This is a genomic window from Nocardioides salsibiostraticola (assembly GCF_054783655.1).
In genome coordinates this window covers 100,223-122,328 of record NZ_BAAGQD010000006.1, presented here as the reverse complement: position 1 = coordinate 122,328, position 22,106 = coordinate 100,223, and the positions used below count along the sequence as shown (strand labels likewise).

Sequence of the window (22,106 nt, the reverse complement as noted above, 5' to 3'; positions counted from 1 at the left end):
TCGTTCTGACTGCGGTGCGGTGAGTGGTGAGCGGTGACTACCGGGGCGTGGCCAGCAGGACGGCGAAGTCCTCGTTCGGATCGGTCCACCAGTGGGCGACCTCGAGGCCGGCCGTGGCGAGCTCGGCGGCAATGGTCTCGTGGCGGAACTTCGAGGAGATCTCGGTGCGCATCTCCTCCCCCGCCGAGAAGGAGACCTCGAGGTCCAACTCAGCGAGCCGCACATCCTGGTCGCGCACGGACCGTAGGCGCATCTCCACCCATTCGTTCTCGGGCACCCAGCGCGCAACGTGCTCGAACCCGTCCAGGTCGAAGTCGGCCCCCAGACTGTTGTTCATCACCGCGAGCACATTCTTGTTGAACGCCGCGGTCACCCCCTGAGCGTCGTCGTACGCCGCCTCGAGACGCTCGACTCCCTTGACCAGGTCGAGGCCGAGCAGGAACGTGTCGCCCGGGGCGAGTACGCCGCGCACACCGGCCAGGAAGGACGCGCGCTGGCCGGGGTCCATGTTGCCGATCGTGGAGCCGAGGAAGGCGATCATCGTCGCCTCGTGCCGAGGCAGCTCACCGAGGTGCTTCTCGAAGTCGCCCACCTCGGGGTGGATGTCGATCGTCGGGAACGCCGCCCCGATGGCCTCGCCGGCCTCCTCCAGCACGACCGGGTCGACGTCGAAGGGAACGAACCTCTCCAGGGTCCCCGCCTCGGAGAGGGCCCGCAGGAGTCGCCGGGTCTTCTCCGAGGTGCCACTGCCGAGTTCGAGCAGGGTCCTGGCGGCACTGATCTGTGCGATCTCGTCGGCGTAGGTGTCCAGGATCGACGCTTCGGTGCGGGTGGGGTAGTACTCCGGGAGACGGGTGATCTGGTCGAACAGATCGCTGCCGCGGCCGTCGTAGAAGTACTTCGGCGGCAGCACCTTGGGCGTCGAGGTGAGTCCGGCGCGGACGTCGACGGCCATCTGGCGCGCCAGGGCACCCGGGTCGAGGTGGACGGCGAGGTCGGAGATGGGCATGGGAAAGAACTCGATTCTCGTGGAGGGTCAGTCGAGCGAGGTGACGGTGACTCCGGCGGAGGTCACCTCGATGAGATGGCGATCGGGAACGTCGACCCACGCGGGGTCCTCGTCCCAGGGCTCGCTGGCCAGGGCGATCCCCTGGGGCGTGACCAGGTAGCTGGCCGGGTCACCCCAGGTGACCCCGGTGATGCGGGTGCCGTCGTGGATCAGCAGGTTGAGCGAGGCGCGGGGGTCGCGGGTGGCGATGTCCAGCACGGTGGCCGCCACGTCCTGTGCCCGATCGGTGCCGCCGGCGTACACGTGCTCAGCGAGGAGCGCGGAATCGCAGACCGACTCGGGCACCGTGGTGGCGGGCAGGTCGGGCAGCGCGGTGCGTTCCACGCGTCCGTTGTGGGAGAGCAACACCCGCCCGTTGGTGAACGGGGCCGCAGCGCTCTCGTCCATGGGCATCCCGACGCTGGCCGATCGGACCGCCGCGAGCACGGCGCCGGACCGCAGGTGCGGTGCGACCGAGGCGAAGGAAGTCTCGCCCCACAGGGGCCGCGAGGAACGCCAGCGCACCGGGTCACCCGCGGAGGTGTCGTCGGGGAAGGCGGCGGTGTCGTCGGGGAAAAACCCGGCCCCCCAGCCGTCGGCGTTCATGATGCCGCGCAGTTGACGTCGGGGTTCGTAGGACTGTCGCAAAAGCCCGTGTGAGGGAGTCAGCATGAGGTCGGCGAGACTGCGCGGCTCCCCCAGCCACGCCAGGTGGCGACACATCAGGCGTCCCAGGCGAGGCGGAGCCCGCAGAAGATCTGGCGGCGGTAGGGGTGGTCCCAGTTACGGAACGACGGGCGGACCGCGGATCCGCCGACCGCCCAGGAGCCGCCTCGCAGGACGCGGTAGTCACCGCCGAAGAAGGGTGCGCTGTAGGTGTCGTAGAGCATCGGAGAGAACCCGGGCCAGGGCTCGAAGGTGGACGAGGTCCACTCCCAGACGTCGCCGATCATCTGCTCCACGCCGTACGCCGAGGCGCCGGCTTCGTAGGCGCCCACCGACGCGGGACGCAGGGCCTCCCTGCCGGCGGTCGCCAGGTTGGCCAGGGCGGGAGTCCACTCGCTCTCCCCCCAGGGCCAGCGACGCCGCCGACCGGCCTCGGGGTCCCACACACAGGCCTTCTCCCACTCCTGCTCGGTGGGAAGACGGGCACCGGCCCAGGCGGCGTACGCCTCGGCTTCGAAGAAGCTGACGTGTTGCACGGGCTCGTCGTCGGGGATCTCCTCGACGTGGCCGTAGCGGTAGCGCGATCCGTCCTCGGACCAGAACTGGGGCCCGGTCAGCCCGGCCTCCAGCCGGTGCTCCCAGCCGCGGGCGGACCACCAGCGCGGCTCCGTGTAGCCGCCTGCGTCCATGAAGGATCGCCACTCGGCGTTGGTCACCGGCACCCGGGCAATGCGGAAGGCGGGTAGGTCGACGCGGTGGGCCGGGCGCTCGTTGTCCAAGGAGGCGGGTTCGGTGTCACCGTCGACACCGAGGGTGAACGGGCCTGCAGGGACCAGCACGGCGTCCTCGACGCGCGACCCCGACGGCATCGGTCGTCCGGCGGGGACGGCAGCGCCGGACCCGAGGAGCGGTTGTCCATGCCGGAGTTGATGGGTGGCCAGCATCGTCTCGACGTGTTGTTGCTCGTGCTGTTCGACCATGCGGAACGCGAAGGTGGCGTCGGGTTCATCCACCGGGAGCGCAGCGAGTCCGTCGAAGACCAGGCCACGGACCTCGGCGACGAAGCTGCGGGCCTCGGCGGGGGTCAACAGCGGCAGGCTCACCCTGGTGGCACGCGGGTGCTCGAAGGCGTCGTACAGGCTCTCGATCTTGGTCTCCAGCATTCCTTGGGCGGCCGGGTTCCCCGCGCGCAGCAGCCACAGGTCCTCCTGCTGCCCGATGTGCGCGAGGTCCCAGGACAGCGGACTCATCAGGGGGCTGTGCTGGGTGGTCAACTCGACTTCGTCGAGGTCGGTCAGGGCTGCGGTGCGGGCGCGGGCGGAGGTCAGACCGTCGGCGATCTGCTGGACGGTCTCACTCACGGGCGGCCTCCTCCAGGAGTCGTAGGGGTCCCCGCGTCTCGGCGATTGCGCGCAGTTCGTCGCTCGGGGTGCGGCCGGAGGCGACGAGTTCGGCAAAGGTCTCCAACTCGGTGCGCAACACCTCGGGTCCGCGACGAGCGGCGATGTCGGCACACCCGACAACCGCGGCGCGCAGGACGGGGTCGCCCATGCCGGAACGGGCTGCGCTCTCCCAGGCGTGAGCCACCGGAGCACACAGTTCGGCGGCCTCGTCGGCGGCGAGGGGGTCATCGATCAGCGTGGCCGTCAGGGCGGCCAAAGCCGGCCACCACCGGTCCGGGAGGGAGTCCACGCACCTGATCTCCAGGTAGCCGCGAGGCCGCACCGGTGGGAAGAGGGTGGAGAGGTGGTAGTCGAGATCCTCGATGGTCGCGCACCGGCCAAGCCTGGTGGGGTCGCGCAACCAGTCGCCAAAGGCGACGTGTCGGGTGACCGGTCGGATGCCGTCCGGCTCGTGCAGCAGCATGACCGGTGCGTTCAGTGTGTAGAGCGCCCAGGCCACCGTGGGCTCGCCGACGGGGATGGGGTCGCTGCGGCCGTGGTCGATGCCGTGCCAGGTCTCCTGGCGCATCGAGTGCCATCCCGAGGCCTTCCCCGCAAGGTAGGGCGAACCCGCAGATGCGGCCACCAACATCGGGACCAGGGACCGCACGTGAGCCAGCCGCGCCGACCACCCCTCCGCGGGACCAGCGTCGAGGTTGATCTGCAGGGCAGCGGTGGCCGACATCATGGCGCGCCCAGCAGCCCCACAGGACCTGGCCTCGAAGTGCTGCTCCATCGCCTCGTAGCGAGCCTTGGGGTTCACCCGACGAACGGGGCGGGCGGGATCCGAGCCCAAGGGGGCCGCGCCGTACCCCGCCTCGGCGAGGGCAGCGCGCAGGACTCGCTCATCGCCTTGGAGGGCGGCGATCGAGGAGGCGACATCGTCGTACGGCGGGGTGGAGAGTTCGACCTGTCCGCCGGGCTCGAGCGTGACCGAGCTGTGCGCAGGCATCGCCGGCAGTCCGGCCACGAGCGCAGTGACCTCTGCCCACTCGGGGCGGCGTTGTGGGGTGACGAGATCGACGAGGTGGAACTCGAGTTCGAGACCCACCCGGCCGCCTGGGCTCTCACTCAGCGCGGCGGCCGCGATGTACGTCGTCGCCTCGGCGACAGCGTCCGACCCCTCGAGATACGTCGACGACGTCTCGGATTCGTTCACGGCAACAGGATGGACGGTCATCCTCCCCCTCCAGGTCCGGACCGGTCGGTGACGACCGCGGGTCGGTGCGGGGGCGGCCGTGGCGACCGTCCTCGTTGATCAGACCCATGCTTACCCGAGCGGTCCAACCAAATCAACGTGCACACCCGATCGTAGGTGTTTGTTCACCTCTAGGGGTGAGCCGCGAGCCCCAGCGCCAGGGCACGGAGCTGTCCATCGGTCACGTCGACATGCGGGCTGACGCGCAGCGCGTTGACCGGTGGCTCCAGAGGAGCGCGCCACGGAAGGGAGGCGGTGACCAGCACGCCGTGGTCGTCGATCAGGCGCTCTCGGACCTCGTTGACGTCCTGGCCGGACTCCGGGACCAGGGTGGTGATGGCGCCAGCCGTTGGATGGGCCTCCGGGCGCCGGTCGAGGCTCCACCCCGGCACATCGGCGAGCGCGGCGCGCGTCCGGCGGCCCACCTCGGCCAGCCCGTCGTGGGTGGCGGCGACCCCGAACTCCCACAACTCGTCCACCGCTTGAGCCAGACCGACCCGGGCTGCGATGGCGGCTTCCCGGGACTCGTAGGCCCTTACGGGTTGTCGCAGGGAAGCGGCGGCAGGGTCGACGACCACGAAGCCCACCCCTCGAGGACCGCGCAGCCACTTGCGGCTCGTGCCGTAGACCGCGGTCGCACCGAGCGCGGTCGGGACGTGGCCCACGGCCTGGGCCGCGTCGACCCAGACCGGAACCCCGGCCGCTCGCCCGATCGATGCCACCTCGGCTCCGGGCTGGATCAACCCTCGGTGGGCCGCAGCCTGCACGACATGGATCAGATCGGGTGGGTCCTCCGCGAGCAGTCGCTCGACACCTTCGAGATCGATCAGACCGTCAGAGTGGGTGGGGAGATCGACCGCGCGCAGACCGGCCGCGGCGAAGTCTTCGAGATTCGGCCCCCACTCCCCTGCCGCCACCGCGACGGTCGCCCCCTGGGGGAACGACCACCCGCGCAGCAGCACCTGCAGGGCCGTGGTCGCGCTCTCGGTGAAGGCAACGTTGTCAGCCCCGGACGCACCCACCAACTCGGCCAGCCGCTCACGCAGGACATCGATCCGAGGCGCTGCACGCTGCTCGGCGACGTATCCACCGAGCCGTGCTTCGAGGTGCAGATGTTCGGTCACCGCTGCGATGGTGGCGGTTGAGCAGCGACCGTCGGCCGCGGAGTCGAGGTGCACGATAGGGATGTTCTCGGACATCGGGCCACACTAGTCCGCAGATCAGGGGCGCCACACATGCCTGTAGCCCGACCTCACGTGGATGGTCGGACTGTCGGGGCTTGGCGGTCAGGGTTCGGCTGGGTCGGGTTCTAGTCGTTGGGTTCCGCGCTGATCGCGGAGCAGATCGAACCCGGTCGGCGTTGTCCAGAGATAGACCCCAGGATCGGGGTGCGGGTGTTGGCACAGCGTGCGACGTTGTCCTCGCCACGGATCGCGGCATCGGTGAGGTGCACGTGAAGGACCACGGTGCGGGGCGCTGGTTTCGAGGTCCGCTGCGCTCGCACCTCAACCGGCGCAGCCTCTTCGAAACCACCGGCCCCTGGGTCCAAGTCGAGTGCCCCTTGAGCGCGGGCGATCTCGCCGGCGGCGATCGACCGTCGATCCCGACCTCGGACAGGCCGATGTCGAACCGACGCCGATCCGCACACCGCTTGCGCTGCTCCTCAGCCTTCTCCGGGTCGAACCGGGCGGTCGCTTCCTCTACGAGGCGGTGGATCTGCGCCCACGAACACGACCTCGCAGCGTTCGCGAGGTGCCGGTCGACATACGTCGCGCCCGCTTCAGGCAGTGTGTAGGTCTCATCGGCGACCTGCAGGGCACGCCAGGCGGGGATCTTCCCGGCCTCGACCTGGTCATCCCCAACACCGCGGCGAACTCCATCAGATCGAACTCCGTCACGAACGGGGAACCCTCCCCAGAGGTCCGCACCGCCCGATTACACATGTGATCCATCTGATGGGTCGCGGGATCAACCTCGTTGACCACGATCCACTCCACGACCGCCCGAAGCTTATTGACCTCGAGGTCTTCGATCTCGCCCCTGATCCCGAGCACCCTCTTGAGCGCCACCTCGGAGGCGTCGGGAGACTCAGCCCCCGAGGGGCACGAATCGAGAGGTAGGTCGGTCATGAACTCATTGAATAGCAACCCACCGACAGTCCCTCGGGCTCCGATGCTTCACCCCGATGGGTGAGGGCGAACGGGTCCCTCTGGCACTAGTCTCCGTGGGTCCCAATCACCAATACAGAAAGAGGTCCCCCATGGGTTACGGAGTCGGCGGAATTCTCGTCACGATCCTCATCGTTCTGCTCATCATCTACTTGGTGAAGCGGGTCTGAGAACGCAAAAGCCAGACGGCACCGATCAAGTGATCGGTGCCGTCTGGCGTAAGCGGGGTCGAACTCAGTCCAGGTAGTCGCGCAACACCTGTGAGCGGCTCGGGTGACGCAACTTCGACATCGTCTTCGACTCGATCTGGCGGATCCGCTCGCGGGTCACGCCGTAGACCTTGCCGATCTCGTCGAGGGTCTTGGGTTGTCCGTCGGTGAGGCCGAAGCGCATGCTGACGACACCGGCCTCACGCTCGGAGAGCGTGTCCAGGACGGCGTGCAGTTGCTCCTGCAGCAACGTGAACGACACCGCGTCGGCCGGGACGATGGCCTCGGAGTCCTCGATGAGGTCACCGAACTCGGAGTCGCCGTCCTCGCCCAGGGGGGTGTGCAGAGAGATGGGCTCGCGGCCGTACTTCTGGACCTCGATGACCTTCTCGGGGGTCATGTCGAGTTCCTTGGCCAGCTCCTCCGGCGTGGGCTCGCGGCCCAGGTCCTGGAGCATCTGACGCTGCACACGAGCAAGCTTGTTGATGACCTCGACCATGTGCACCGGGATCCGGATGGTGCGGGCCTGGTCGGCCATGGCGCGCGTGATGGCCTGGCGGATCCACCACGTGGCGTAGGTCGAGAACTTGTAGCCCTTGGTGTAGTCGAACTTCTCGACCGCACGAATCAGACCCAGGTTGCCCTCCTGGATGAGGTCCAGGAAGAGCATGCCGCGACCGGTGTAACGCTTCGCGAGGCTGACCACCAGACGAAGGTTGGCCTCGAGGAGGTGGTTCTTGGCGCGCCGGCCGTCGTCGGAGATCCACTCGAGCTCTTCGAGCACCTTGGCCGAGATCCGACCGCCCTTGGCGAGCTTCTCCTCGGAGAAGAGCCCGGCCTCGATGCGCTTGGCCAGCTCGACCTCCATCTCGGCATTGAGGAGGGGGACCTTGCCGATCTGCTTGAGGTAGTCCTTGACGGGGTCGGCGGTGGCGCCAGCCACCATGACCTGCTGTTCGGGCTCGTCGGTCTCGTCGGAGGAGGAGACCACGAAGGACGCCGACTTCTCGTCCTCCTTGATGGTCGGGTCCGCCTTGACGTCCTTCTCGAACTGCTCGTCAGGGAGGTCAGGCAGAAGCTTCTTGCCGTCGGGCCCCACGGCCGCGGGCGCAACCGCAGCAGCGGCCTTCGCCGGAGCCGCCTTCTTCGCCGCGGCCTTCTTCGCCGGGGCGGCCTTCTTGGCGGGAGGCTCTGCCGGGGCCGCCTTCTCCGCCGCGGGGGCCTTCTTCGCAGGAGCCTTCGCAGTCGCGGTGGTCTTGCGCGTCGCGGCTGCCGCCACACCTGCACCCGATGGGAGCGCCACCGAGATTCCCAGGGAACTCAGGTGAGACATCAACGCCTTGAGGTGACGAGGCTCGACGCCGGCGTCCTCACTGGCTTGACGGACCGCAAGAGGCGAGATGCTCCCAGTTGGGAGGCCACCTTCGATAAGGGTCACGATCGCTTGGTGCGCGAGCACCTCGGCGGGGATCTGGCGTGCGTTCGAGGACACGAAAACCTCTCGGTACAGACTGCATGGGGTCACTGGGGCGCGGCAAACGCCGGTAACGTCAAGAGCCGCGCTTCTCATTCTGGCACGCTCCCGGTGGAGACCCACCATCACCCACCGCGGGAGCCCGAACGAGGCGCCGATCGCCCTGCTCACTCCCCCCACGGGCGTAAGCAGGACGACCCCTTCGCGCGCACTCTCAAAAGGCGCACGTCGATCGCACAGCGCAGGGAGTTTGAGCTCACCGCGCGACACGAGACGAAGTTCGGACTCTAGGGAGTCCTGAACCGTTCGTCCCGAGAACGCATAAACCGATTCTGAACGGGTACAGCCGGTCCAGTCCGGCCGTGCCCCCACGGCGGCCGGGCTTCGGGGTTCGCAGCGACGACGAGCATCGCTGCGGACCCCGTCTACTCAGCGGCCTTGGCCGCTTTCTTCTGCTTCTTGAACTCGCGCACCTTCTGCAGCGAGTCGGAGTCCACCACATCAGCCACCGAGCGGTGGCCCTCCAGCGCGTAGTCCCCCACGACGCTCTCCCAACCTTCAGGCCGTACGTCGAGTTGCTTGGCGACCAGGGCAACGAAGATCTGGGCCTTCTGCTTGCCGAAACCAGGCAGCGCCATCATCCGTTTGAGAAGGTCCCGACCGTCCTTCGCCTCGGTCCAGATCCGATCGGCCTGGCCGTCGTACTCGTCCACCACGATGCGGGCCAGCTCCTGGAGCCGCTTGGCCATCGACCCCGGGAACCGGTGGATCGCCGGGGTCGTCGCGCACATCGCGGCGAACTCCTCGGGGTCGGCAGCAGCGATCGCGGCCACGTCGAAGGTCCCGAACCGGTCGACCACCTTGGCCGGGCCGCGAAAAGCGTGCTCCATCGGGTACTGCTGATCGAGCATCATCGCAACGAGAATTGCGAACGATGACTCGTCAAGGATTCTGTCGGCGTCGGAGTCCCCCGTGATGTTGAAGCCCATGGATCCATCCTGTCAGATGGATTTATCAGAATCGCCTTGGCGCTCGTCGGGCATCGTCCGTCCGAACCAAGCTCTGCCTTCCGAGGTTCGCTCTATGATCGGATCCGTGAAGTACTGCGTCGCTCAGTTCACCCACCGGGACGGGCCGGACGGAGAATTCTTTGACATAGTCCCTCGCCAAACTGTCAGCGCAGCAGACTTTGAGCGCTACAGAGATGCGCACCGCGCCATCATCAACTTCCTACACACAAACCTTCACGCGCTGGTCAGCAATGATCTCGTGTTCCACCGCGTTGTTCTCGCAGACTTCACCGAAGGCTACGCAAGGGACGACGGGTACCCGCAACGTAAAGAACTGGGTATACAACAAATGGCGCTGGCCAGCGTCCTCAACTACTCAGTGGGAGTCAGGCTGTATCAAGAGCATTCAGAGAGTCGCGCTCGAAGAAACGGCGGGAGCGGATCTGGTGAACACGTTGAGCGGGTTTTCCGTGAGGAGTACGACCGGTGTCCCGACTTGTTTCTTATGAGACGGATACGTGAAGTGGCGGTTCACTCCACCCTCGACCTCGTCAGGATCGCCTTTGGCTCAAGACTAGTCAAAGGCGATCCGGCCAACGTCGTGAAGTGGTCAGGCATCTACTTCAACGTGGAGACTCTGCTTTCACACGATCGACTGAACGCGAGACTAAAGAACCATTTGCGCACGCTAGGCCCGGAAATTTCTGTGGTCGAGGTGATGGAACGGGCACTCAGCGATCTGACCCGAGTCGACCAAACGATTCTTCCGTTCGTGTATCCCCGCTTGCTTGACCAATGTCAAAGTGTATTGCGCTTCCGAGAGAGCATTAGGGAGCGACTGGGGCACCTATCCGGCGTAGTGGTGGCGGAGTATGCGGACACCGGAGAGCCTCTCGCAGACGCCACGGGCGGCTATCGATTCACCTCTCTAGAAGAAGACCATGCGGAACGGTATGCGGTCTCCCTAGTCGCGGCCGCCACCTATCCGCCTTGATCTACGGCAAAATTGAACCGGCCCTAACGCCCAAAACGTCGGCCAGCGCGAAAAGGCTACCGAGGCTGATGTTGCGCTCACCGCGCTCCACCGATCCCACGTAAGTTCTGTGTAGACCCGCCCTTTCTGCGAGCGTTTCCTGCGAGAGGCCCGCCCTTAGGCGCTCTCCGCGCACTCGCTCACCCATGATCCGTAGCCGGTCCTGCAACTGCATGTCGTAGGTCGCCACTATTCGATATTGGAGTGATGCAGACTATAAGTCGACAGACTATGAATATCATTCCTCTGCATGGACCTGTGGAAAGTGGAAGTTGCCGACGTCGCGCACCGCTACGTGGAGGCCGAGTCTGCGGACGACGCCGCGTTGCAGGTATCAGCATCGATCCTCGCTGGGCTCAACATTCGCGCAACACCCGCCCAAGCGACTCTCGCTCGTAAGTTTCGTGAGTCAGGACCTCTTAAGCGGCGCCGATTGCTCACAGCGATGGACGGGTTGATGACACCGGCGTCGAAGAAGGGCTTGCAACGCGAGCGGGCCAGGCTGGAACGGCTAATTAGGTCCCAAGAGGCGATCGTGTTGTGGGCCGAGGCGCAACCCACGCTCCCCGCTCCTGCTGACCCACTCATGCTTGAGAAGTTCGTGAAGTACGCAGAGATCGAGCACTTAGAAAGAAATCTCGGCAGGTTGAGCAACTGGGAGCGCAAGTCTCCGTTCCATGACGGCTGACGGCTTCCATGAACAAGACGTCGTACAGCCCACTACCGTCGCAATCGATCCGCTCGCGCTTGTCAGACGCGTGTCCAAAGCTTCCTAAGGAGCCGGTAGTGCCAGCCACGAAGATTCAGGATGACGCCGAAGTCCGTCGATGGTTCACGGAGGGCCGCACCTACCGGTGGATGGTCGACGAATACCTGGAGCAATACAACATCGAGACTGTCCCTAGTATGTGGGGGAACTATCGGCGTCGTATGGGCATCACCCGTCGCACGGTGCGTAACGACGACCTGATCCCTTGGCCCGTCAAACTCGAGCACCGCTACGCCTACCCGGTGATGATGCTTAGGGCCGAGGGTCGTACGCGCCAGGGAGCGGAAGTATCGGATGAGAACAAGGGCCGCCTCCGCGCATGGCATGTGCGGATGGAAGAGACCAATACAGTCCTGCACTACGACCCCGAGACAGAGCAGGGCTGGTTCTATGTCCCTCGGCGTGACGAGTTCGACACTGACCTGATCAGGGAACCTCTACGAAAGACCACCCCCCATCTTCCGCGCTCCTAGGAAGCCGTAGTCCGCCAAGATACCCACCGAGGCAGCCCAAATTCGCTGCTCCATGGTGGACGACTATTGCGGTCAAGCATCATGCCAGCGAGGACAGCGAAGGGCTGTGCGTTGAGGACCGCGTCCGCTTCGGCGTCACCCGTGATGTGAAGAGTCATGTCACCCAGCATGCCCGACGTCGGCGCGGAGGAATCACATCAGGGCAATCACGAAATAGCCGTCGATGGGGGTGCCGTCGAGTTTGGTGACGAAGGCACCGTGTCCGCCGTGCGGGTTGCACTGACTGCCGTACTCGAGATTGATGGTCACCGCGTACTTCGTGAAGTCCTGACCGTGGGCGGTCGCCATCACCAGGCCGTAGTTTCCGATGCCGGTGGAGGTGCCGGGTGCGCTGCCGAAGCAGTAGACCCCGGTCGCCGGGTGCACCACAGTGAGGTTCTGGAAGGTGCCCCGCGGGCTGTACACGGTGCCGTCGGGCTGGATCATCGCCACGCCTCGGGCTGTCCCTGCCTCTCCCTGGGGCCCCTGATCGCCGGCGACGCCCTGCGCGCCGGACACTCCCTGCTTGCCCTGTTTTCCCTTCTTGCCCTTGAGCGACTTGATCGTCTTCTTGTTCAGGTCCTTCAACTGGATGGTGCGGTCCTTGATCTGAGCGCTGGTGACCAAGGAGCCTGCCACCGCCGAGCCGCCGCTGATCAGTGCGAGAGCGACGATCAGGGTCAATATGGTCGGCGTCGGAACGAGCCGTCTCACGAACCGTTTGAAGATGTGCATGGGGAACCTCCGCGAAATCTCAGTGAGGTCGCCGGCGCGACCCCGACCCTTGATCGTCCTACCGCGCCCCTAGCAGGGGTATGGCCCGAGATGACCCCCGGCGACTGACCCGTTCGCGTCCCCCGTTGCCAGTTCTCCTCAGGCATCTTTCGTGAGGATGTTGCAGATCTGTCCCTCCGCACAGTCGCGGGGATCGAGCTGTTCGCTGCGGGCGATCAGGGTCTCGATCTCCGTCTCGAGACGAGCGAGCTCACGCTGACGCGCGTGCACCTCATCCAACTTGGTCGCAAGCAGGGCGCTGACGTGGCTGCACGGGGCGTCGCCGTGATCGCGTACGTGCAGCACGCTCGCGACCTCGTCGAGGGTCAGTCCGGCGGACTGACCGCTTCGGATGAATTCGAGACGACGCCGGGTCGACGCGTCGTACTCGCGATAGCCGTTGCTCCCCCGAACCGGCTGAGGGAGAAGGCCCTTGCGTTCGTAGAAACGGATGGCTTGGCTGCTCAGCCCGGTCTCTGCAGCGAGCTCTCCGATGCGCATGCGCCTATCCTACGACTTGACCTTGTAGTGCGGTGCAAGGTCTAACGTCACCGCCATGGACATCACGCTGCAGTACTTCGAGGGCTGCCCCAACTGGACGGAGACCGACGAGCGGATCTCCGTCGTCGCCGCCGAGCGCCCCGACATCCACATCCACCGTCAGATCGTCGACACCCCAGAAGAGGCAGAACGGATCGGCTTCCACGGCTCCCCCAGTGTCCTGGTGGACGGGATCGATCCCTTCGCCGAGCCGGGCACGGCAGTCGGACTGGCGTGCCGCCGCTACCGGACCCCCGATGGATTCGCGGGCGCACCCACCCTCGAGCAGCTGCGAACGGCGGTGTCCGATGCGTAGGGCTGATCCGCTCGCACTGTCGGCAGCGGGATTCGCGGGCGTGGTGGCCCTGTGTTGCGCCTTCCCGGTGCTTCTCACCCTGGGGCTTCTTGGCACGGTGCTGGGCTGGACCCTCAACAGCTGGGTCCTCGTCGGGTTCGGATCGCTCATCGCGCTTCTGGGCCTCGCCCGCACGATGCAACGACGTAAGGCGGTGCGAGCATGAAGCGCCACCACGACCTGCTCGTCATCGGGGCAGGCATGGCCGGTGTTGCTGCCGCCAACAAGGCCGCGGACAGCGGCTGGAGCGTGGCCATCGTCGATGATCTGCCGTACGGCGGAACCTGTGCCTTGCGTGGATGCGACCCGAAGAAGATCCTTCGCCGCGGCGCCGAGATCCTCGACAGTGCGCACCTCATGCGCGGCAAGGGCATCGATGCCGGTGGCCTCGCCATCAACTGGTCGGATCTGATGAAGCACAAGCACGGCTTCACCGATCCCGTGCCGGCGAACATGGAGAGCGGCCTGGCCTCCCGAGGCGTCGACCTTCTTCACGGGCGTGCGGTGTTCACCGGTCCACAGGACCTCGACATCAACGGCACGTCCCACACCGCCGAGCACGTTCTGGTGGCCACCGGTGCCGCACCTCGGCCTCTCGACTTCCCCGGACACGAACGACTCATCGACAGCACCGAGTTCCTCGACCTGGATTCCCTGCCGGCCCGGATCCTGTTCGTCGGCGGCGGGTTCATCTCCTTCGAGTTCGCTCACATCGCCGCCCGCGCGGGCAGCCAGGTCACGATCGTCCACCGCGGGGAACGACCGCTTACGGGCTTCGATCCCGACCTGGTTGAACGCGTCGTTGCGCGGGGTCTCGACTGGGGGATCGACGTACGGACCTCCACCTCCATCCTCGCGGTGGAGGCCGGCGCGACCGGTGAACTGGTCACCCTCGAATCGAACGGCGTCCGTGAATCTCTCGAGGCCGATCTGGTGGTTCACGGAGCCGGACGTGTCCCTGCTCTGGAGGGACTGGGACTCGAGGCCGCCGGGGTCGACTACGGCCGGCAAGGGGTCCGGGTCGAGCCCCACCTGCGCAGCGTCAGCAATCCCGCCGTCTGGGCGGCGGGGGACGCAGCGGACACCGCCGGGATGGCGTTGACCCCGGTCGCGGTGTCCGAGGCCAAGGTCGCGGCTTCGAACATGCTCAAGCAGCGCACCACAGCACCGGACTATGCCGGTATCCCGACGGCGGTCTTCACCATCCCGGAACTGACTCGGGTCGGGCTGCTCGAGCAGGAGGCCCGCGATCGCAACATCGATCTCGACGTCCGTTTCCACGACACGTCAGGTTGGTACTCCAACTATCGGATCGGCGAGACCACGGCCGCGGCCAAGGTGCTGGTGGACCGATCCACGGATCTGATCGTCGGCGCCCATCTGCTGGGTCCGGAGTACGCCGAGTTGATCAACCCCATCGGGCTGGCGATCAAACTCGGACTCACCACCAGACAACTCAAGTCCGCGACCGCGGCCTACCCCTCGGTCGGTTCAGATCTGGGTGCGCTGCTCTGAGGTCAGCGTGCGCGGCGGAAGAACTTGCGGATGCCGCGACCTAGGGCCGCGTCCGTGCTGCTGCCACCACCGGCGGCACCAGTGCCCCCGATGCCCGGTGTCGTACGACGACCAGCACCGCCGCCAGCGCGGGTGAATCGGGTGATGAGTCCTCTGAGCATGATGGTTCTCCTCCGAGCTAGGTGACTGACTTGCTCATCGGTACCCGTTCTGGGCTAGTCCACCCTGTCCATCGTCAGAACCAGGCGTCGACCATGTCGAGATGGGTCCGGTCCAGGCGCTCTAGGAGCTCGAACTGAGGCTCGGTCCGAGGTAGCTCGCACCGGATGAACCACCGCGCGGCCTGGCGCTTCCCGGCGTAGAAGTCGTCGGGCTGGTCGCCGGTGGCCAGGGCCTGCTGCAGCCAGATCCACGCGACGACCACGTGTCCGGTCGCCTCGAGGTATGTCGAGGAGTTGGCCAGGCTCAGCGTCACGTCGCCGGCGGACCACACCTTCTGGGTCACCGCGACCAGGCGTTCGGCCGCGGCCCCCACCGCCTGGCCGTCCTCGGCCAGATCGCCACCGCGGTTCCGGGCCTCCTGGACAGTTGCCCCGATGCGGGCGACGAGCTCGTGGAGTCCCGCACCGTCGTCGAGCAGCACCTTGCGGCCGAGCAGATCGAGTCCTTGGATGCCGTGGGTGCCTTCGTGGATCGGGTTCAGCCGGTTGTCCCGGTAGTGCTGCTCGACGTCGTACTCCCGGGTGTAGCCGTAGCCCCCGTGCACCTGGATCGCCAGGTCGTTGGCCTCCAGACACCACTGCGAGGGCCAGGATTTCGCGATGGGGGTCAGCACCTCCAGCAACTGCTTCGCGCGGGCCGCCTCGGCGGGGTCTGTCGCGGTCTGTTCCTCGTCCACGAGCCGGGCTGCGTAGAGGACCAGGCCCAAGCCGCCCTCGACGTAGGCCTTCATCGCCAGCAGCATCCGGCGTACGTCGGCGTGCTCGATGATCGGCACGGGAGCCGAGGCCGGGTCCTTCGCGCCCACCGGGCGTCCCTGGGTTCGGGTGCGGGCGTAGTCGAGGGCCTTGAGGTAGCCGGTGTACCCCAGGGCCGCGGCCCCCAGGCCGACCCCGATCCGAGCCTCGTTCATCATGTGGAACATCAGGGCCAGGCCCCGGTTCTCCTCCCCCACCAGGTAGCCGACCGCACCCGGCTGGCCACCGGGGCGGTGGGTGCCCTCGCCGAAGTTGAGCATCGTGTTGGTCGTCCCGCGCCAACCCATCTTGTGGTTCAGCCCGGCGAGTACGACGTCGTTCCGGTCGCCGAGGGAACCGTCGTCCTCCACGAGGTGCTTGGGTACGACGAACAGGGAGATGCCCTTCACCCCGGCCGGTGCACCCTCGGCGCGGGCCAACACCAGGTGCACGATGTTCTCGCTCAGGTCGTGGTCACCACCGGAGATCCACATCTTGTTGCCACGCAACCGGTAGGTCCCGTCCTCCGCCGGTGTGGCCACCGTGGTCACGTCCGCCAGCGAGGACCCCGCCTGCGGCTCGGAGAGGCACATGGTCCCGAAGAACCGACCCTCCAGCATCGGACGGACATAGCGCTCGACCTGGTCGGCCGAGCCGTGCGCGACCAACAGATGCGCGTTGGCCTGGGTCAGGAACGGATACCCCGCGGTTCCGCAATTCGCCCCCTGGAACCAGGCCGCCATCGCGGTCGCCACCACCTGGGGCAACTGCAGTCCACCCAGGTCCTCATCGAACGTGGCCCCCATGAAGCCGCTGCGCGAGTAGACGTCGAGGGCCTCCTTCACCTCCGGGTGCAGGTGCACGCGCTCACCGTCGAAGGTCGGTTCCTCGGCGTCGTTGCGCTTGTTGTGGGTCGCGAAGTGCCGCGTGGCGACCGTCTCGGCCAACTCCAGAACTGCGTCGAACGTCTCCCGCGAGTGCTCGGCGTACCGCTCTTGTGAAACGAGCGTCTCCACCTCCAACCACTCGTAGAGCAGGAACTCCAGGTCACGGGGAGACAGCACCAAGGACGTCATCAGCCCAAACTATCTCGCCGCGGATCTCACCGTCGCGCGGCGTCCTGGCGGTCCGCGGGCTCCTCGGTGTCGGCTTGCCAGCGCCGCCAGGCGACGCCACTCGCCACCACAGCGACCACCGCGAGGAGACCCCATCCGGGGATCCACGATGTCCACTCCACCACCGCCTGTTGTGCCCTGAACTCGAGATCGGTGAGGTCTCCGACGCCCAGCGACCCGGTCAGGCCGGCCGTGCCGTCGTACCGCAGGAAGATCACCCCGATCAGGATGAACAACACCCCCGACAGGAGCGAGATCGAGTGCACCCGCAGGCGACCGAACTGCCAGGTGCGTCCACGCAGCCAACGCCGGCTGCCCAGGTCGTAGCGGTCCCACAGGGCCGCCATGACCAGCAACGGGGCGGCCATGCCGAGCGCGTACACGGCCAGCAGCGCCCCACCCTGCCAGGGCGACTCCTGGGTGGCGGCGACGGTGAGGATGGCGCCGAGCACCGGGCCCGAGCAGAAGCCGGCCAGCCCGTAGACGGCCCCCAACAGGAAGGTCGAGACCCAACCGTCTCCCCCTCGAGCGGACACGGCGCCGTTCATCCGTTCGGAGAACGGGACCGTGAACCCCTTGCCGAGCAGTTGCAAGACGCCGAACCCGATGATCATCCAGCCGGCGATGCCGATCAGCAGGGGCCGATTGCCGTAGAAGAGTGACGACGCCGCCCCCGCCCCGGTGCCCAGGGGAACCAGGGTGAGCAACAGACCGAGGTAGAACACGAAGGTCCGGGCCACCAGGGCTCGCTTGCTCGAGAAGGCATAGGCGAAGAACGACGGGAGCAGTAGCGCGCTACAGGGGGACAGCAGCGCGAGCACGCCCGCGGCGAAGGCTGCGATCAGCCCGACGTCGCTCACGAGGCCGCTTGCTCCGCGGCGCGTTCGATGGCCTCTTCGAAGACCTCGGTGGGTTGAGCACCGATGACGGGGATGCGGTTGATGACGAAGGCGGGCGTGCCGGTCACGCCGATGGCCTGGCCCTCTGCGAAGTCCCGGGCGATGGCGTCTGCGGTTTCCTCCGAGGACATGTCGGCACGGAACTGCTCGACGTCCAGCCCCAGGTCCTCGGCGATGCCCACCAGATAGTCCTCATCCAGCTTGCCCGAGTTGGGCGGAAACTGGTTCTCGTACAACACATCGTGGAAGGGACCGAAACTGTCCTGGGCCGCGGCGGCCCGAGCGGCCTTCGCGGCGGTCGTCGACTCCTCTCCCAGGTAGGGGAAGTCGCGCCACTCGATGCGCAAGGTGCCGTCCTCGACGTACTTCTCGACGAGGGTGGGCTGGGTGTCGCGGGCGTACTTCCCACAGAACGGACACTGGAACTCGGAGTAGGCGAGCATGACGACCGGAGCGTCGGTCTCTCCGATGGCCATGGGGTCATCGGCGTCACGTCGAACCAACTGCTCCCACCCGTCATCGGGGGCCTGCTCCGACTCGGCGGACGAGCCAGGCGAGGTCGGCGAGGTGGCCGAGGGAGAGCCGGCCCGTTCGTCGGCGTCCTCACCGGTGCCGGCCAGCGACGTGCCGATGGCGGTGGCGATCAGCGCGATGATCGCCACAGCGGCGATGGCTAGGGGTACGGCGGGGCTCTTGCGGCGATCAGACATGGATCAGACCTCCTGAAATCGTGGTCGGAAAGGACAGCGCAGTCGGAAAGGGAGGCGCGGAATTCGAGCAGGTCACCGGGCGCCGACCTCCACGGGATGGTGATGAGTGCGCCACTCGAGCATCCCGTCCTCGAGGCGCCGGGCCGGGATCCCCTCGGCTCCCAGCAGTCGTACGGCGTCGTGGGCCAGCACGCAGAAGCTGCCGCGGCAGTAGGCCACCACCTCATGGGCGTCTCGCAGGTCGGCCGCCATCGTCGACAGCGACGCGAGCGGAGCGTTGCGGGCCCCAGGGATGTGCCCGGCCATGAACTCCTCCTCCGGGCGGACATCGAGCAGCGTGATCGTGGAGCTCTCCAGCATCTGGGTCAGCTCCGCGCGGGAGACCAGACCGACCTCGCCGGATCCCGGGAGGTTCAGATAGGCCTCCAAGGCTTGCCCGACGTCGGCCGAGCGTTCCCGGGCGACGACCCGCATGGCGTCGTAGAGCCGCGCGACATCGTCGCCCGCCAAGCGGTAGTGCACCCGGGTGCCCTCGCGTCGGGTGCGGACGAGGTTTGCCAACTTGAGGACCTGGAGATGAGCGGACACAGTGGTCACCCCCATGTCGGCTGCTCGGGCAAGGGCGTCCACGGTGCGCTCCCCCTGGGCCAGCAACTCGACCAGTTCGAGGCGTTTGGCGCTCCCGAAGGCCTTGCCCACCACCGCGAGTTCGTCGAACACCCGGGTACGACGTTCTGTTGCATCCATTCATCCTCCAATGATCTTTGGAATAATGTAGAAGATGCCTGCGCGCGGGGCCAACCCGCCCCCGTAGAGTCCGTCGCATGTCGCGCACGCACGAGGTCTTCAACCAGGTCCCTCCGCTGGAGGGGCATGACACCGCCCAGGACGAGGCTCTCCTCGAAGGTCTGGAACGCGAGGGCGCCGGTTGGGCGGCCGACGCGGTCCACTCCCTGGGTCGGATGGCCGGCACCGCGCAGGCCCAGCAGTTGGGTCGCCTCGCCGAGAAGACGCCGCCGACCCTGCGCACCCACGACCGTTACGGTCACCGCGTCGACGAGGTCGACTACACCCCCGCCTACCACCATCTGATGCAGACCGCGGTCGCCCACGGCCTGCACGCCACGCCCTGGGCCGACGAGCGTCCTGGCGCCCACGTCGCCCGGGCCGCGAAGTTCATGGTGTGGAACGTCGACGCCGGACATGGCTGCCCGATCTCCATGACGTACGCCGTGGTGCCCGCCCTGCGCGCGAACCCCGAGTTGGCCACGGCCTTCGAGTCGAAGCTGACCTCGACGGTCTACGAGCCCGAACTACGCGACCCCGCCACGAAACTGGGCCTCATCGCCGGCATGTCGATGACCGAGAAGCAAGGGGGTTCCGACGTCCGCGCCAACACGACCTCGGCGACGCCGGCCTCCGGCTCGGCCTCCCACGGCACCCACACCCTGGTGGGCCACAAGTGGTTCACGTCGGCGCCCATGTCGGACCTCTTCCTGACTCTGGCCCAGACCGACGCCGGTGTCTCGTGCTTCATGGTGCCCCGGGTTCTGCCCGGCGGTGAGCGCAACGCCCTGAGCCTGATGCGACTCAAGGACAAGTTGGGCAACCGTTCCAACGCCTCCTCCGAGATCGAGTACGACGGTGCCGCGGCTTGGCTCGTCGGAGAGGAGGGACGCGGCGTCCGCACGATCGTGGAGATGGTGAACATGACGCGTCTGGACTGCGTCATCGGGACCTCGGCCGGCATGCGCACCGGACTCACCCAGGCGATGCATCATGCACGCCACCGTTCGGCCTTCGGGAAGCCGCTGATCGAGCAGCCGCTGATGCGCAACGTCCTGGCCGACCTCGCGGTCGAGTCCGAGGCGTCGACCACGGCGATGATGCGACTTGCCGGGGCCAACGACCGCGCCATCCGCGGAGACGAGGGCGAAGCCGCGCTGCGGCGGATCGCCCTGGCCGTCACCAAGTACTACGTCTGCAAGCGGGGCCCCATGCACGCGGCCGAGGCGCTCGAATGCCTCGGCGGCAACGGCTACATCGAGGACTCCGATCTCCCCCGGCTCTACCGCGAGCTCCCACTGCTGTCGATCTGGGAGGGGTCCGGCAACGTCGCGGCCCTCGATGCCCTGCGGGCCATGACGCGCGACCCTGCAACGTTGGACGTGTTCTGGGAGGAGATCGATCTCGCGGGAGGCGCCGACCGGCGCTACGACGAAGCGGTGGCCCGGCTGAAGAAGGAGTTCACCTCCTTCGACGACCTCGAACACCGGGCCCGACGCATCGTCGAGCAGATGGCCCTGATCTTCCAGGGAGCTCAACTCCTACGCCACTCCCCGACGGCGGTCGCCGATGCTTTCTGCGCCAGTCGACTCGATCGCGACTGGGGAGGTGCGTTCGGAACCCTGCCCACGGGGCTCGACCTCGACGCGATCCTCACCCGCGCGGCCCCGGCGCTCTGATGAGCGAGCCCATCGTCGCCGCCCGGGCCGACTCCGACGCTCCGGCGCCCCGGCCTCGCGAGCAGGCCCTGGCTGCCGGCATCAAGTGGCTGGCCGCGTGGACCCTGCGCTGGCTCATCATCGGGATCGGCGCCCTCGCCGTGGGCTACGTGGTCCAAACTCTGTGGAGCATCCTGCTTCCCCTGATCCTGGCCCTCATCCTGACCACGGTGCTGCAGCCGTTGGCGAGCTTTCTCGAACAACGTCTGGGGTTTCCGACCAGCCTGGCCGCCGCTGGTGCCGTCCTCAGCACGATCGGCGCAATCGCCGCGTTCGTGATGTTCATCATCCCGTCGGTCGCCTCGGAGATCGGGGAGATAGCCGACAGCGCCTCGCTCGGTCTGACCAAGATCGAGGAGTGGGTCTCCGACAGCGGCCGGTTCGACGTCACCGAGATGCAGGTGGATGCCGGGGTCAGCGCGGTGCAGGAGCGACTGCAGTCGAGCTCGGCCTCGATCGCGTCCGGCGTCCTCGTCGGGGTCAGTGCCGTGACGGCCGCAGCGATCAACCTGGTCCTCACCTTGGTGCTGTCCTTCTTCTTCCTCAAGGACGGTCGCCGGTTCCTGCCCTGGCTCGACGCGACGGCCGGTCCCCGCGTGGGACAGCATCTGACCGAGGTCCTGTCCCGGGCGTGGACGACCCTCGGGGGCTTCGTCCGCACCCAAGCCCTGGTCGGCCTGATCGATGCTGTCCTGATCGGGGCCGGGCTACTCATCGTCGGCGTCCCGTTGGCTGTTCCCTTGGCCGCCCTGACGTTCCTCGCCGCCTTCGCGCCCATCGTCGGCGCGGTCGTGGTGGGTGGCCTGGCCGCCCTGGTCGCCCTGGTGGCGAACGGCTGGGTCGCGGCGTTGATCGTCGTCGCGATCGTGCTGGTCGTCCAACAACTCGAAGGCAATCTCTTCCTGCCCTACCTCCAGGGGAAGAGTCTGAATCTGCATGCCGCCATCGTCCTACTGGCCATCGTCCTCGGCTCGACCCTGTTCGGCGTCGCCGGAGCCTTCCTCAGTGTGCCCACCGTCGCCGTTCTCGCCGTGGTGCTGCGCTACATCAACGAGGTCTGCACCGATGCGGAACAGTCGGGGGGCCCGCCGGCACGCCCCTCAGGTGCCGAGAACCAGGACGAACTATCGGACCAGGCCGCGGACGAGGACGACCCGACGAGCGTGAACGCCCAGAACGGCTCGGACTGAGGATCTGTGGAGAGCCGAG

25 protein-coding genes are annotated in these 22,106 nt (G+C 66.9%); 8 read left to right on the top strand and 17 right to left on the bottom strand.

Annotated elements, in window-relative coordinates:
- Nucleotides 1–37 precede the first annotated feature (37 nt).
- The 9 genes from egtD to ACYVLV_RS04735 form a co-directional block, all read right to left on the bottom strand.
- Nucleotides 38–1,009, bottom strand: a complete 972-nt coding sequence (egtD, locus tag ACYVLV_RS04775) for an L-histidine N(alpha)-methyltransferase (RefSeq protein ID WP_460808092.1) — start codon at nt 1,007–1,009, stop codon at nt 38–40.
- Nucleotides 1,010–1,036: 27 nt separating this feature from the next.
- Nucleotides 1,037–1,771 (bottom strand): ergothioneine biosynthesis protein EgtC, encoded by a 735-nt coding sequence (gene egtC, locus ACYVLV_RS04770; protein ID WP_460808090.1) that lies wholly within the window; start codon nt 1,769–1,771, stop codon nt 1,037–1,039.
- Complete coding sequence (gene egtB / locus ACYVLV_RS04765) at nt 1,771–3,075, bottom strand: ergothioneine biosynthesis protein EgtB (RefSeq protein ID WP_460808088.1); 1,305 nt, start codon at nt 3,073–3,075, stop codon at nt 1,771–1,773. The genes egtC and egtB overlap by 1 nt, the downstream gene beginning before the upstream one ends.
- Nucleotides 3,068–4,315 carry an ergothioneine biosynthesis glutamate--cysteine ligase EgtA gene (gene egtA, locus ACYVLV_RS04760; protein WP_460808086.1) on the bottom strand — a complete coding sequence of 416 codons (1,248 nt, stop codon included), beginning with the start codon at nt 4,313–4,315 and terminating at the stop codon, nt 3,068–3,070. Before egtA ends, egtB begins: the two co-directional genes overlap by 8 nt.
- Nucleotides 4,316–4,485: 170 nt before the next feature.
- Nucleotides 4,486–5,553, bottom strand: coding sequence for an aminotransferase class V-fold PLP-dependent enzyme (locus ACYVLV_RS04755; RefSeq protein WP_460808085.1), 1,068 nt, complete (start codon nt 5,551–5,553; stop codon nt 4,486–4,488).
- A 110-nt stretch (nt 5,554–5,663) separates the two neighbouring features.
- Nucleotides 5,664–5,903, bottom strand: coding sequence for a hypothetical protein (locus ACYVLV_RS04750; protein ID WP_460808084.1), 240 nt, complete (start codon nt 5,901–5,903; stop codon nt 5,664–5,666).
- Nucleotides 5,904–6,054: 151 nt separating this feature from the next.
- On the bottom strand, nt 6,055–6,483 hold the full coding sequence (locus ACYVLV_RS04745; protein ID WP_460808082.1) for a hypothetical protein: 429 nt from the start codon (nt 6,481–6,483) through the stop codon (nt 6,055–6,057).
- A 273-nt stretch (nt 6,484–6,756) separates the two neighbouring features.
- Complete coding sequence (locus tag ACYVLV_RS04740) at nt 6,757–8,223, bottom strand: RNA polymerase sigma factor (RefSeq protein ID WP_460808081.1); 1,467 nt, start codon at nt 8,221–8,223, stop codon at nt 6,757–6,759.
- A 407-nt stretch (nt 8,224–8,630) separates the two neighbouring features.
- Nucleotides 8,631–9,194: an HhH-GPD-type base excision DNA repair protein gene (locus tag ACYVLV_RS04735; protein ID WP_460808080.1), complete on the bottom strand. Its 564-nt coding sequence runs from the start codon at nt 9,192–9,194 to the stop codon at nt 8,631–8,633.
- Between the two features lie 94 nt (nt 9,195–9,288).
- Between ACYVLV_RS04735 and ACYVLV_RS04730 the strand changes: the two genes are divergently transcribed.
- Complete coding sequence (locus ACYVLV_RS04730; protein WP_460808078.1) at nt 9,289–10,209, top strand: hypothetical protein; 921 nt, start codon at nt 9,289–9,291, stop codon at nt 10,207–10,209.
- A 1-nt stretch (nt 10,210) separates the two neighbouring features.
- On the opposite strand, the gene ACYVLV_RS04725 is transcribed toward ACYVLV_RS04730, so the two are convergent.
- Nucleotides 10,211–10,396: a helix-turn-helix domain-containing protein gene (locus tag ACYVLV_RS04725; RefSeq protein WP_460808391.1), complete on the bottom strand. Its 186-nt coding sequence runs from the start codon at nt 10,394–10,396 to the stop codon at nt 10,211–10,213.
- A gap of 102 nt (nt 10,397–10,498) precedes the next feature.
- Between ACYVLV_RS04725 and ACYVLV_RS04720 the strand changes: the two genes are divergently transcribed.
- Both ACYVLV_RS04720 and ACYVLV_RS04715 read left to right on the top strand, forming a co-directional pair.
- Nucleotides 10,499–10,936 carry a hypothetical protein gene (locus ACYVLV_RS04720; protein WP_460808076.1) on the top strand — a complete coding sequence of 146 codons (438 nt, stop codon included), beginning with the start codon at nt 10,499–10,501 and terminating at the stop codon, nt 10,934–10,936.
- Between the two features lie 98 nt (nt 10,937–11,034).
- Nucleotides 11,035–11,490: a hypothetical protein gene (locus ACYVLV_RS04715; RefSeq protein ID WP_460808074.1), complete on the top strand. Its 456-nt coding sequence runs from the start codon at nt 11,035–11,037 to the stop codon at nt 11,488–11,490.
- Nucleotides 11,491–11,682: 192 nt separating this feature from the next.
- On the opposite strand, the gene ACYVLV_RS04710 is transcribed toward ACYVLV_RS04715, so the two are convergent.
- On the bottom strand, nt 11,683–12,264 hold the full coding sequence (locus ACYVLV_RS04710) for a hypothetical protein (RefSeq protein ID WP_460808072.1): 582 nt from the start codon (nt 12,262–12,264) through the stop codon (nt 11,683–11,685).
- 138 nt (nt 12,265–12,402) lie between these two features.
- On the bottom strand, nt 12,403–12,804 hold the full coding sequence (locus tag ACYVLV_RS04705) for a heavy metal-responsive transcriptional regulator (RefSeq protein WP_460808071.1): 402 nt from the start codon (nt 12,802–12,804) through the stop codon (nt 12,403–12,405).
- A 55-nt stretch (nt 12,805–12,859) separates the two neighbouring features.
- Here ACYVLV_RS04705 and ACYVLV_RS04700 point away from each other — a divergent pair, with 55 nt between their 5' ends.
- From ACYVLV_RS04700 to ACYVLV_RS04690, 3 genes are read left to right on the top strand one after another with little or no spacing between them, the layout of a single operon-like run.
- Nucleotides 12,860–13,159 carry a thioredoxin family protein gene (locus ACYVLV_RS04700; protein WP_460808069.1) on the top strand — a complete coding sequence of 100 codons (300 nt, stop codon included), beginning with the start codon at nt 12,860–12,862 and terminating at the stop codon, nt 13,157–13,159.
- Nucleotides 13,152–13,364: a hypothetical protein gene (locus tag ACYVLV_RS04695; RefSeq protein ID WP_460808068.1), complete on the top strand. Its 213-nt coding sequence runs from the start codon at nt 13,152–13,154 to the stop codon at nt 13,362–13,364. The genes ACYVLV_RS04700 and ACYVLV_RS04695 overlap by 8 nt, the downstream gene beginning before the upstream one ends.
- Entirely contained in the window at nt 13,361–14,713 is a 1,353-nt protein-coding gene (locus ACYVLV_RS04690; protein WP_460808066.1) for a dihydrolipoyl dehydrogenase family protein, read from the top strand. The genes ACYVLV_RS04695 and ACYVLV_RS04690 overlap by 4 nt, the downstream gene beginning before the upstream one ends.
- A 2-nt stretch (nt 14,714–14,715) precedes the next feature.
- Here the strand turns inward: ACYVLV_RS04690 and ACYVLV_RS04685 are convergent, their stop codons facing one another.
- From ACYVLV_RS04685 to ACYVLV_RS04665, 5 genes are all read right to left on the bottom strand, one after another.
- Entirely contained in the window at nt 14,716–14,874 is a 159-nt protein-coding gene (locus tag ACYVLV_RS04685; protein WP_460808064.1) for a hypothetical protein, read from the bottom strand.
- 74 nt (nt 14,875–14,948) lie between these two features.
- A complete protein-coding gene (locus ACYVLV_RS04680) occupies nt 14,949–16,745 on the bottom strand; it encodes an acyl-CoA dehydrogenase (protein ID WP_460808062.1) in 1,797 nt (598 codons plus the stop codon).
- A 26-nt stretch (nt 16,746–16,771) separates the two neighbouring features.
- Entirely contained in the window at nt 16,772–17,644 is an 873-nt protein-coding gene (locus ACYVLV_RS04675) for a cytochrome c biogenesis CcdA family protein (RefSeq protein WP_460808060.1), read from the bottom strand.
- Nucleotides 17,641–18,393, bottom strand: coding sequence for a DsbA family protein (locus tag ACYVLV_RS04670; RefSeq protein ID WP_460808058.1), 753 nt, complete (start codon nt 18,391–18,393; stop codon nt 17,641–17,643). Before ACYVLV_RS04670 ends, ACYVLV_RS04675 begins: the two co-directional genes overlap by 4 nt.
- A 72-nt stretch (nt 18,394–18,465) precedes the next feature.
- Nucleotides 18,466–19,140: an ArsR/SmtB family transcription factor gene (locus tag ACYVLV_RS04665; RefSeq protein WP_460808056.1), complete on the bottom strand. Its 675-nt coding sequence runs from the start codon at nt 19,138–19,140 to the stop codon at nt 18,466–18,468.
- 77 nt (nt 19,141–19,217) lie between these two features.
- Between ACYVLV_RS04665 and ACYVLV_RS04660 the strand changes: the two genes are divergently transcribed.
- Nucleotides 19,218–20,858 carry an isovaleryl-CoA dehydrogenase gene (locus tag ACYVLV_RS04660; RefSeq protein WP_460808054.1) on the top strand — a complete coding sequence of 547 codons (1,641 nt, stop codon included), beginning with the start codon at nt 19,218–19,220 and terminating at the stop codon, nt 20,856–20,858.
- Nucleotides 20,858–22,087: an AI-2E family transporter gene (locus ACYVLV_RS04655; RefSeq protein ID WP_460808052.1), complete on the top strand. Its 1,230-nt coding sequence runs from the start codon at nt 20,858–20,860 to the stop codon at nt 22,085–22,087. The genes ACYVLV_RS04660 and ACYVLV_RS04655 overlap by 1 nt, the downstream gene beginning before the upstream one ends.
- The last annotated feature ends 19 nt before the right edge of the window (nt 22,088–22,106 follow it).

Bases quoted from the DNA above. Each gene is read 5' to 3' on its own strand.
- ACYVLV_RS04685 (WP_460808064.1), bottom strand. From the start codon at position 14,874: ATGCTCAGAGGACTCATCACCCGATTCACCCGCGCTGGCGGCGGTGCT.
- ACYVLV_RS04735 (WP_460808080.1), bottom strand. From the start codon at position 9,194: ATGGGCTTCAACATCACGGGGGACTCCGACGCCGACAGAATCCTTGAC.
- ACYVLV_RS04730 (WP_460808078.1), top strand. From the start codon at position 9,289: ATGATCGGATCCGTGAAGTACTGCGTCGCTCAGTTCACCCACCGGGAC.
- ACYVLV_RS04660 (WP_460808054.1), top strand. From the start codon at position 19,218: ATGTCGCGCACGCACGAGGTCTTCAACCAGGTCCCTCCGCTGGAGGGG.
- ACYVLV_RS04695 (WP_460808068.1), top strand. From the start codon at position 13,152: ATGCGTAGGGCTGATCCGCTCGCACTGTCGGCAGCGGGATTCGCGGGC.
- ACYVLV_RS04700 (WP_460808069.1), top strand. From the start codon at position 12,860: ATGGACATCACGCTGCAGTACTTCGAGGGCTGCCCCAACTGGACGGAG.
- ACYVLV_RS04670 (WP_460808058.1), bottom strand. From the start codon at position 18,393: ATGTCTGATCGCCGCAAGAGCCCCGCCGTACCCCTAGCCATCGCCGCT.
- ACYVLV_RS04755 (WP_460808085.1), bottom strand. From the start codon at position 5,553: ATGTCCGAGAACATCCCTATCGTGCACCTCGACTCCGCGGCCGACGGT.
- ACYVLV_RS04745 (WP_460808082.1), bottom strand. From the start codon at position 6,483: ATGACCGACCTACCTCTCGATTCGTGCCCCTCGGGGGCTGAGTCTCCC.
- egtD (WP_460808092.1), bottom strand. From the start codon at position 1,009: ATGCCCATCTCCGACCTCGCCGTCCACCTCGACCCGGGTGCCCTGGCG.
- ACYVLV_RS04665 (WP_460808056.1), bottom strand. From the start codon at position 19,140: ATGGATGCAACAGAACGTCGTACCCGGGTGTTCGACGAACTCGCGGTG.
- ACYVLV_RS04725 (WP_460808391.1), bottom strand. From the start codon at position 10,396: ATGGGTGAGCGAGTGCGCGGAGAGCGCCTAAGGGCGGGCCTCTCGCAG.
- ACYVLV_RS04710 (WP_460808072.1), bottom strand. From the start codon at position 12,264: ATGCACATCTTCAAACGGTTCGTGAGACGGCTCGTTCCGACGCCGACC.
- ACYVLV_RS04705 (WP_460808071.1), bottom strand. From the start codon at position 12,804: ATGCGCATCGGAGAGCTCGCTGCAGAGACCGGGCTGAGCAGCCAAGCC.
- egtC (WP_460808090.1), bottom strand. From the start codon at position 1,771: ATGTGTCGCCACCTGGCGTGGCTGGGGGAGCCGCGCAGTCTCGCCGAC.
- ACYVLV_RS04690 (WP_460808066.1), top strand. From the start codon at position 13,361: ATGAAGCGCCACCACGACCTGCTCGTCATCGGGGCAGGCATGGCCGGT.
- ACYVLV_RS04680 (WP_460808062.1), bottom strand. From the start codon at position 16,745: ATGACGTCCTTGGTGCTGTCTCCCCGTGACCTGGAGTTCCTGCTCTAC.
- ACYVLV_RS04655 (WP_460808052.1), top strand. From the start codon at position 20,858: ATGAGCGAGCCCATCGTCGCCGCCCGGGCCGACTCCGACGCTCCGGCG.
- ACYVLV_RS04720 (WP_460808076.1), top strand. From the start codon at position 10,499: ATGGACCTGTGGAAAGTGGAAGTTGCCGACGTCGCGCACCGCTACGTG.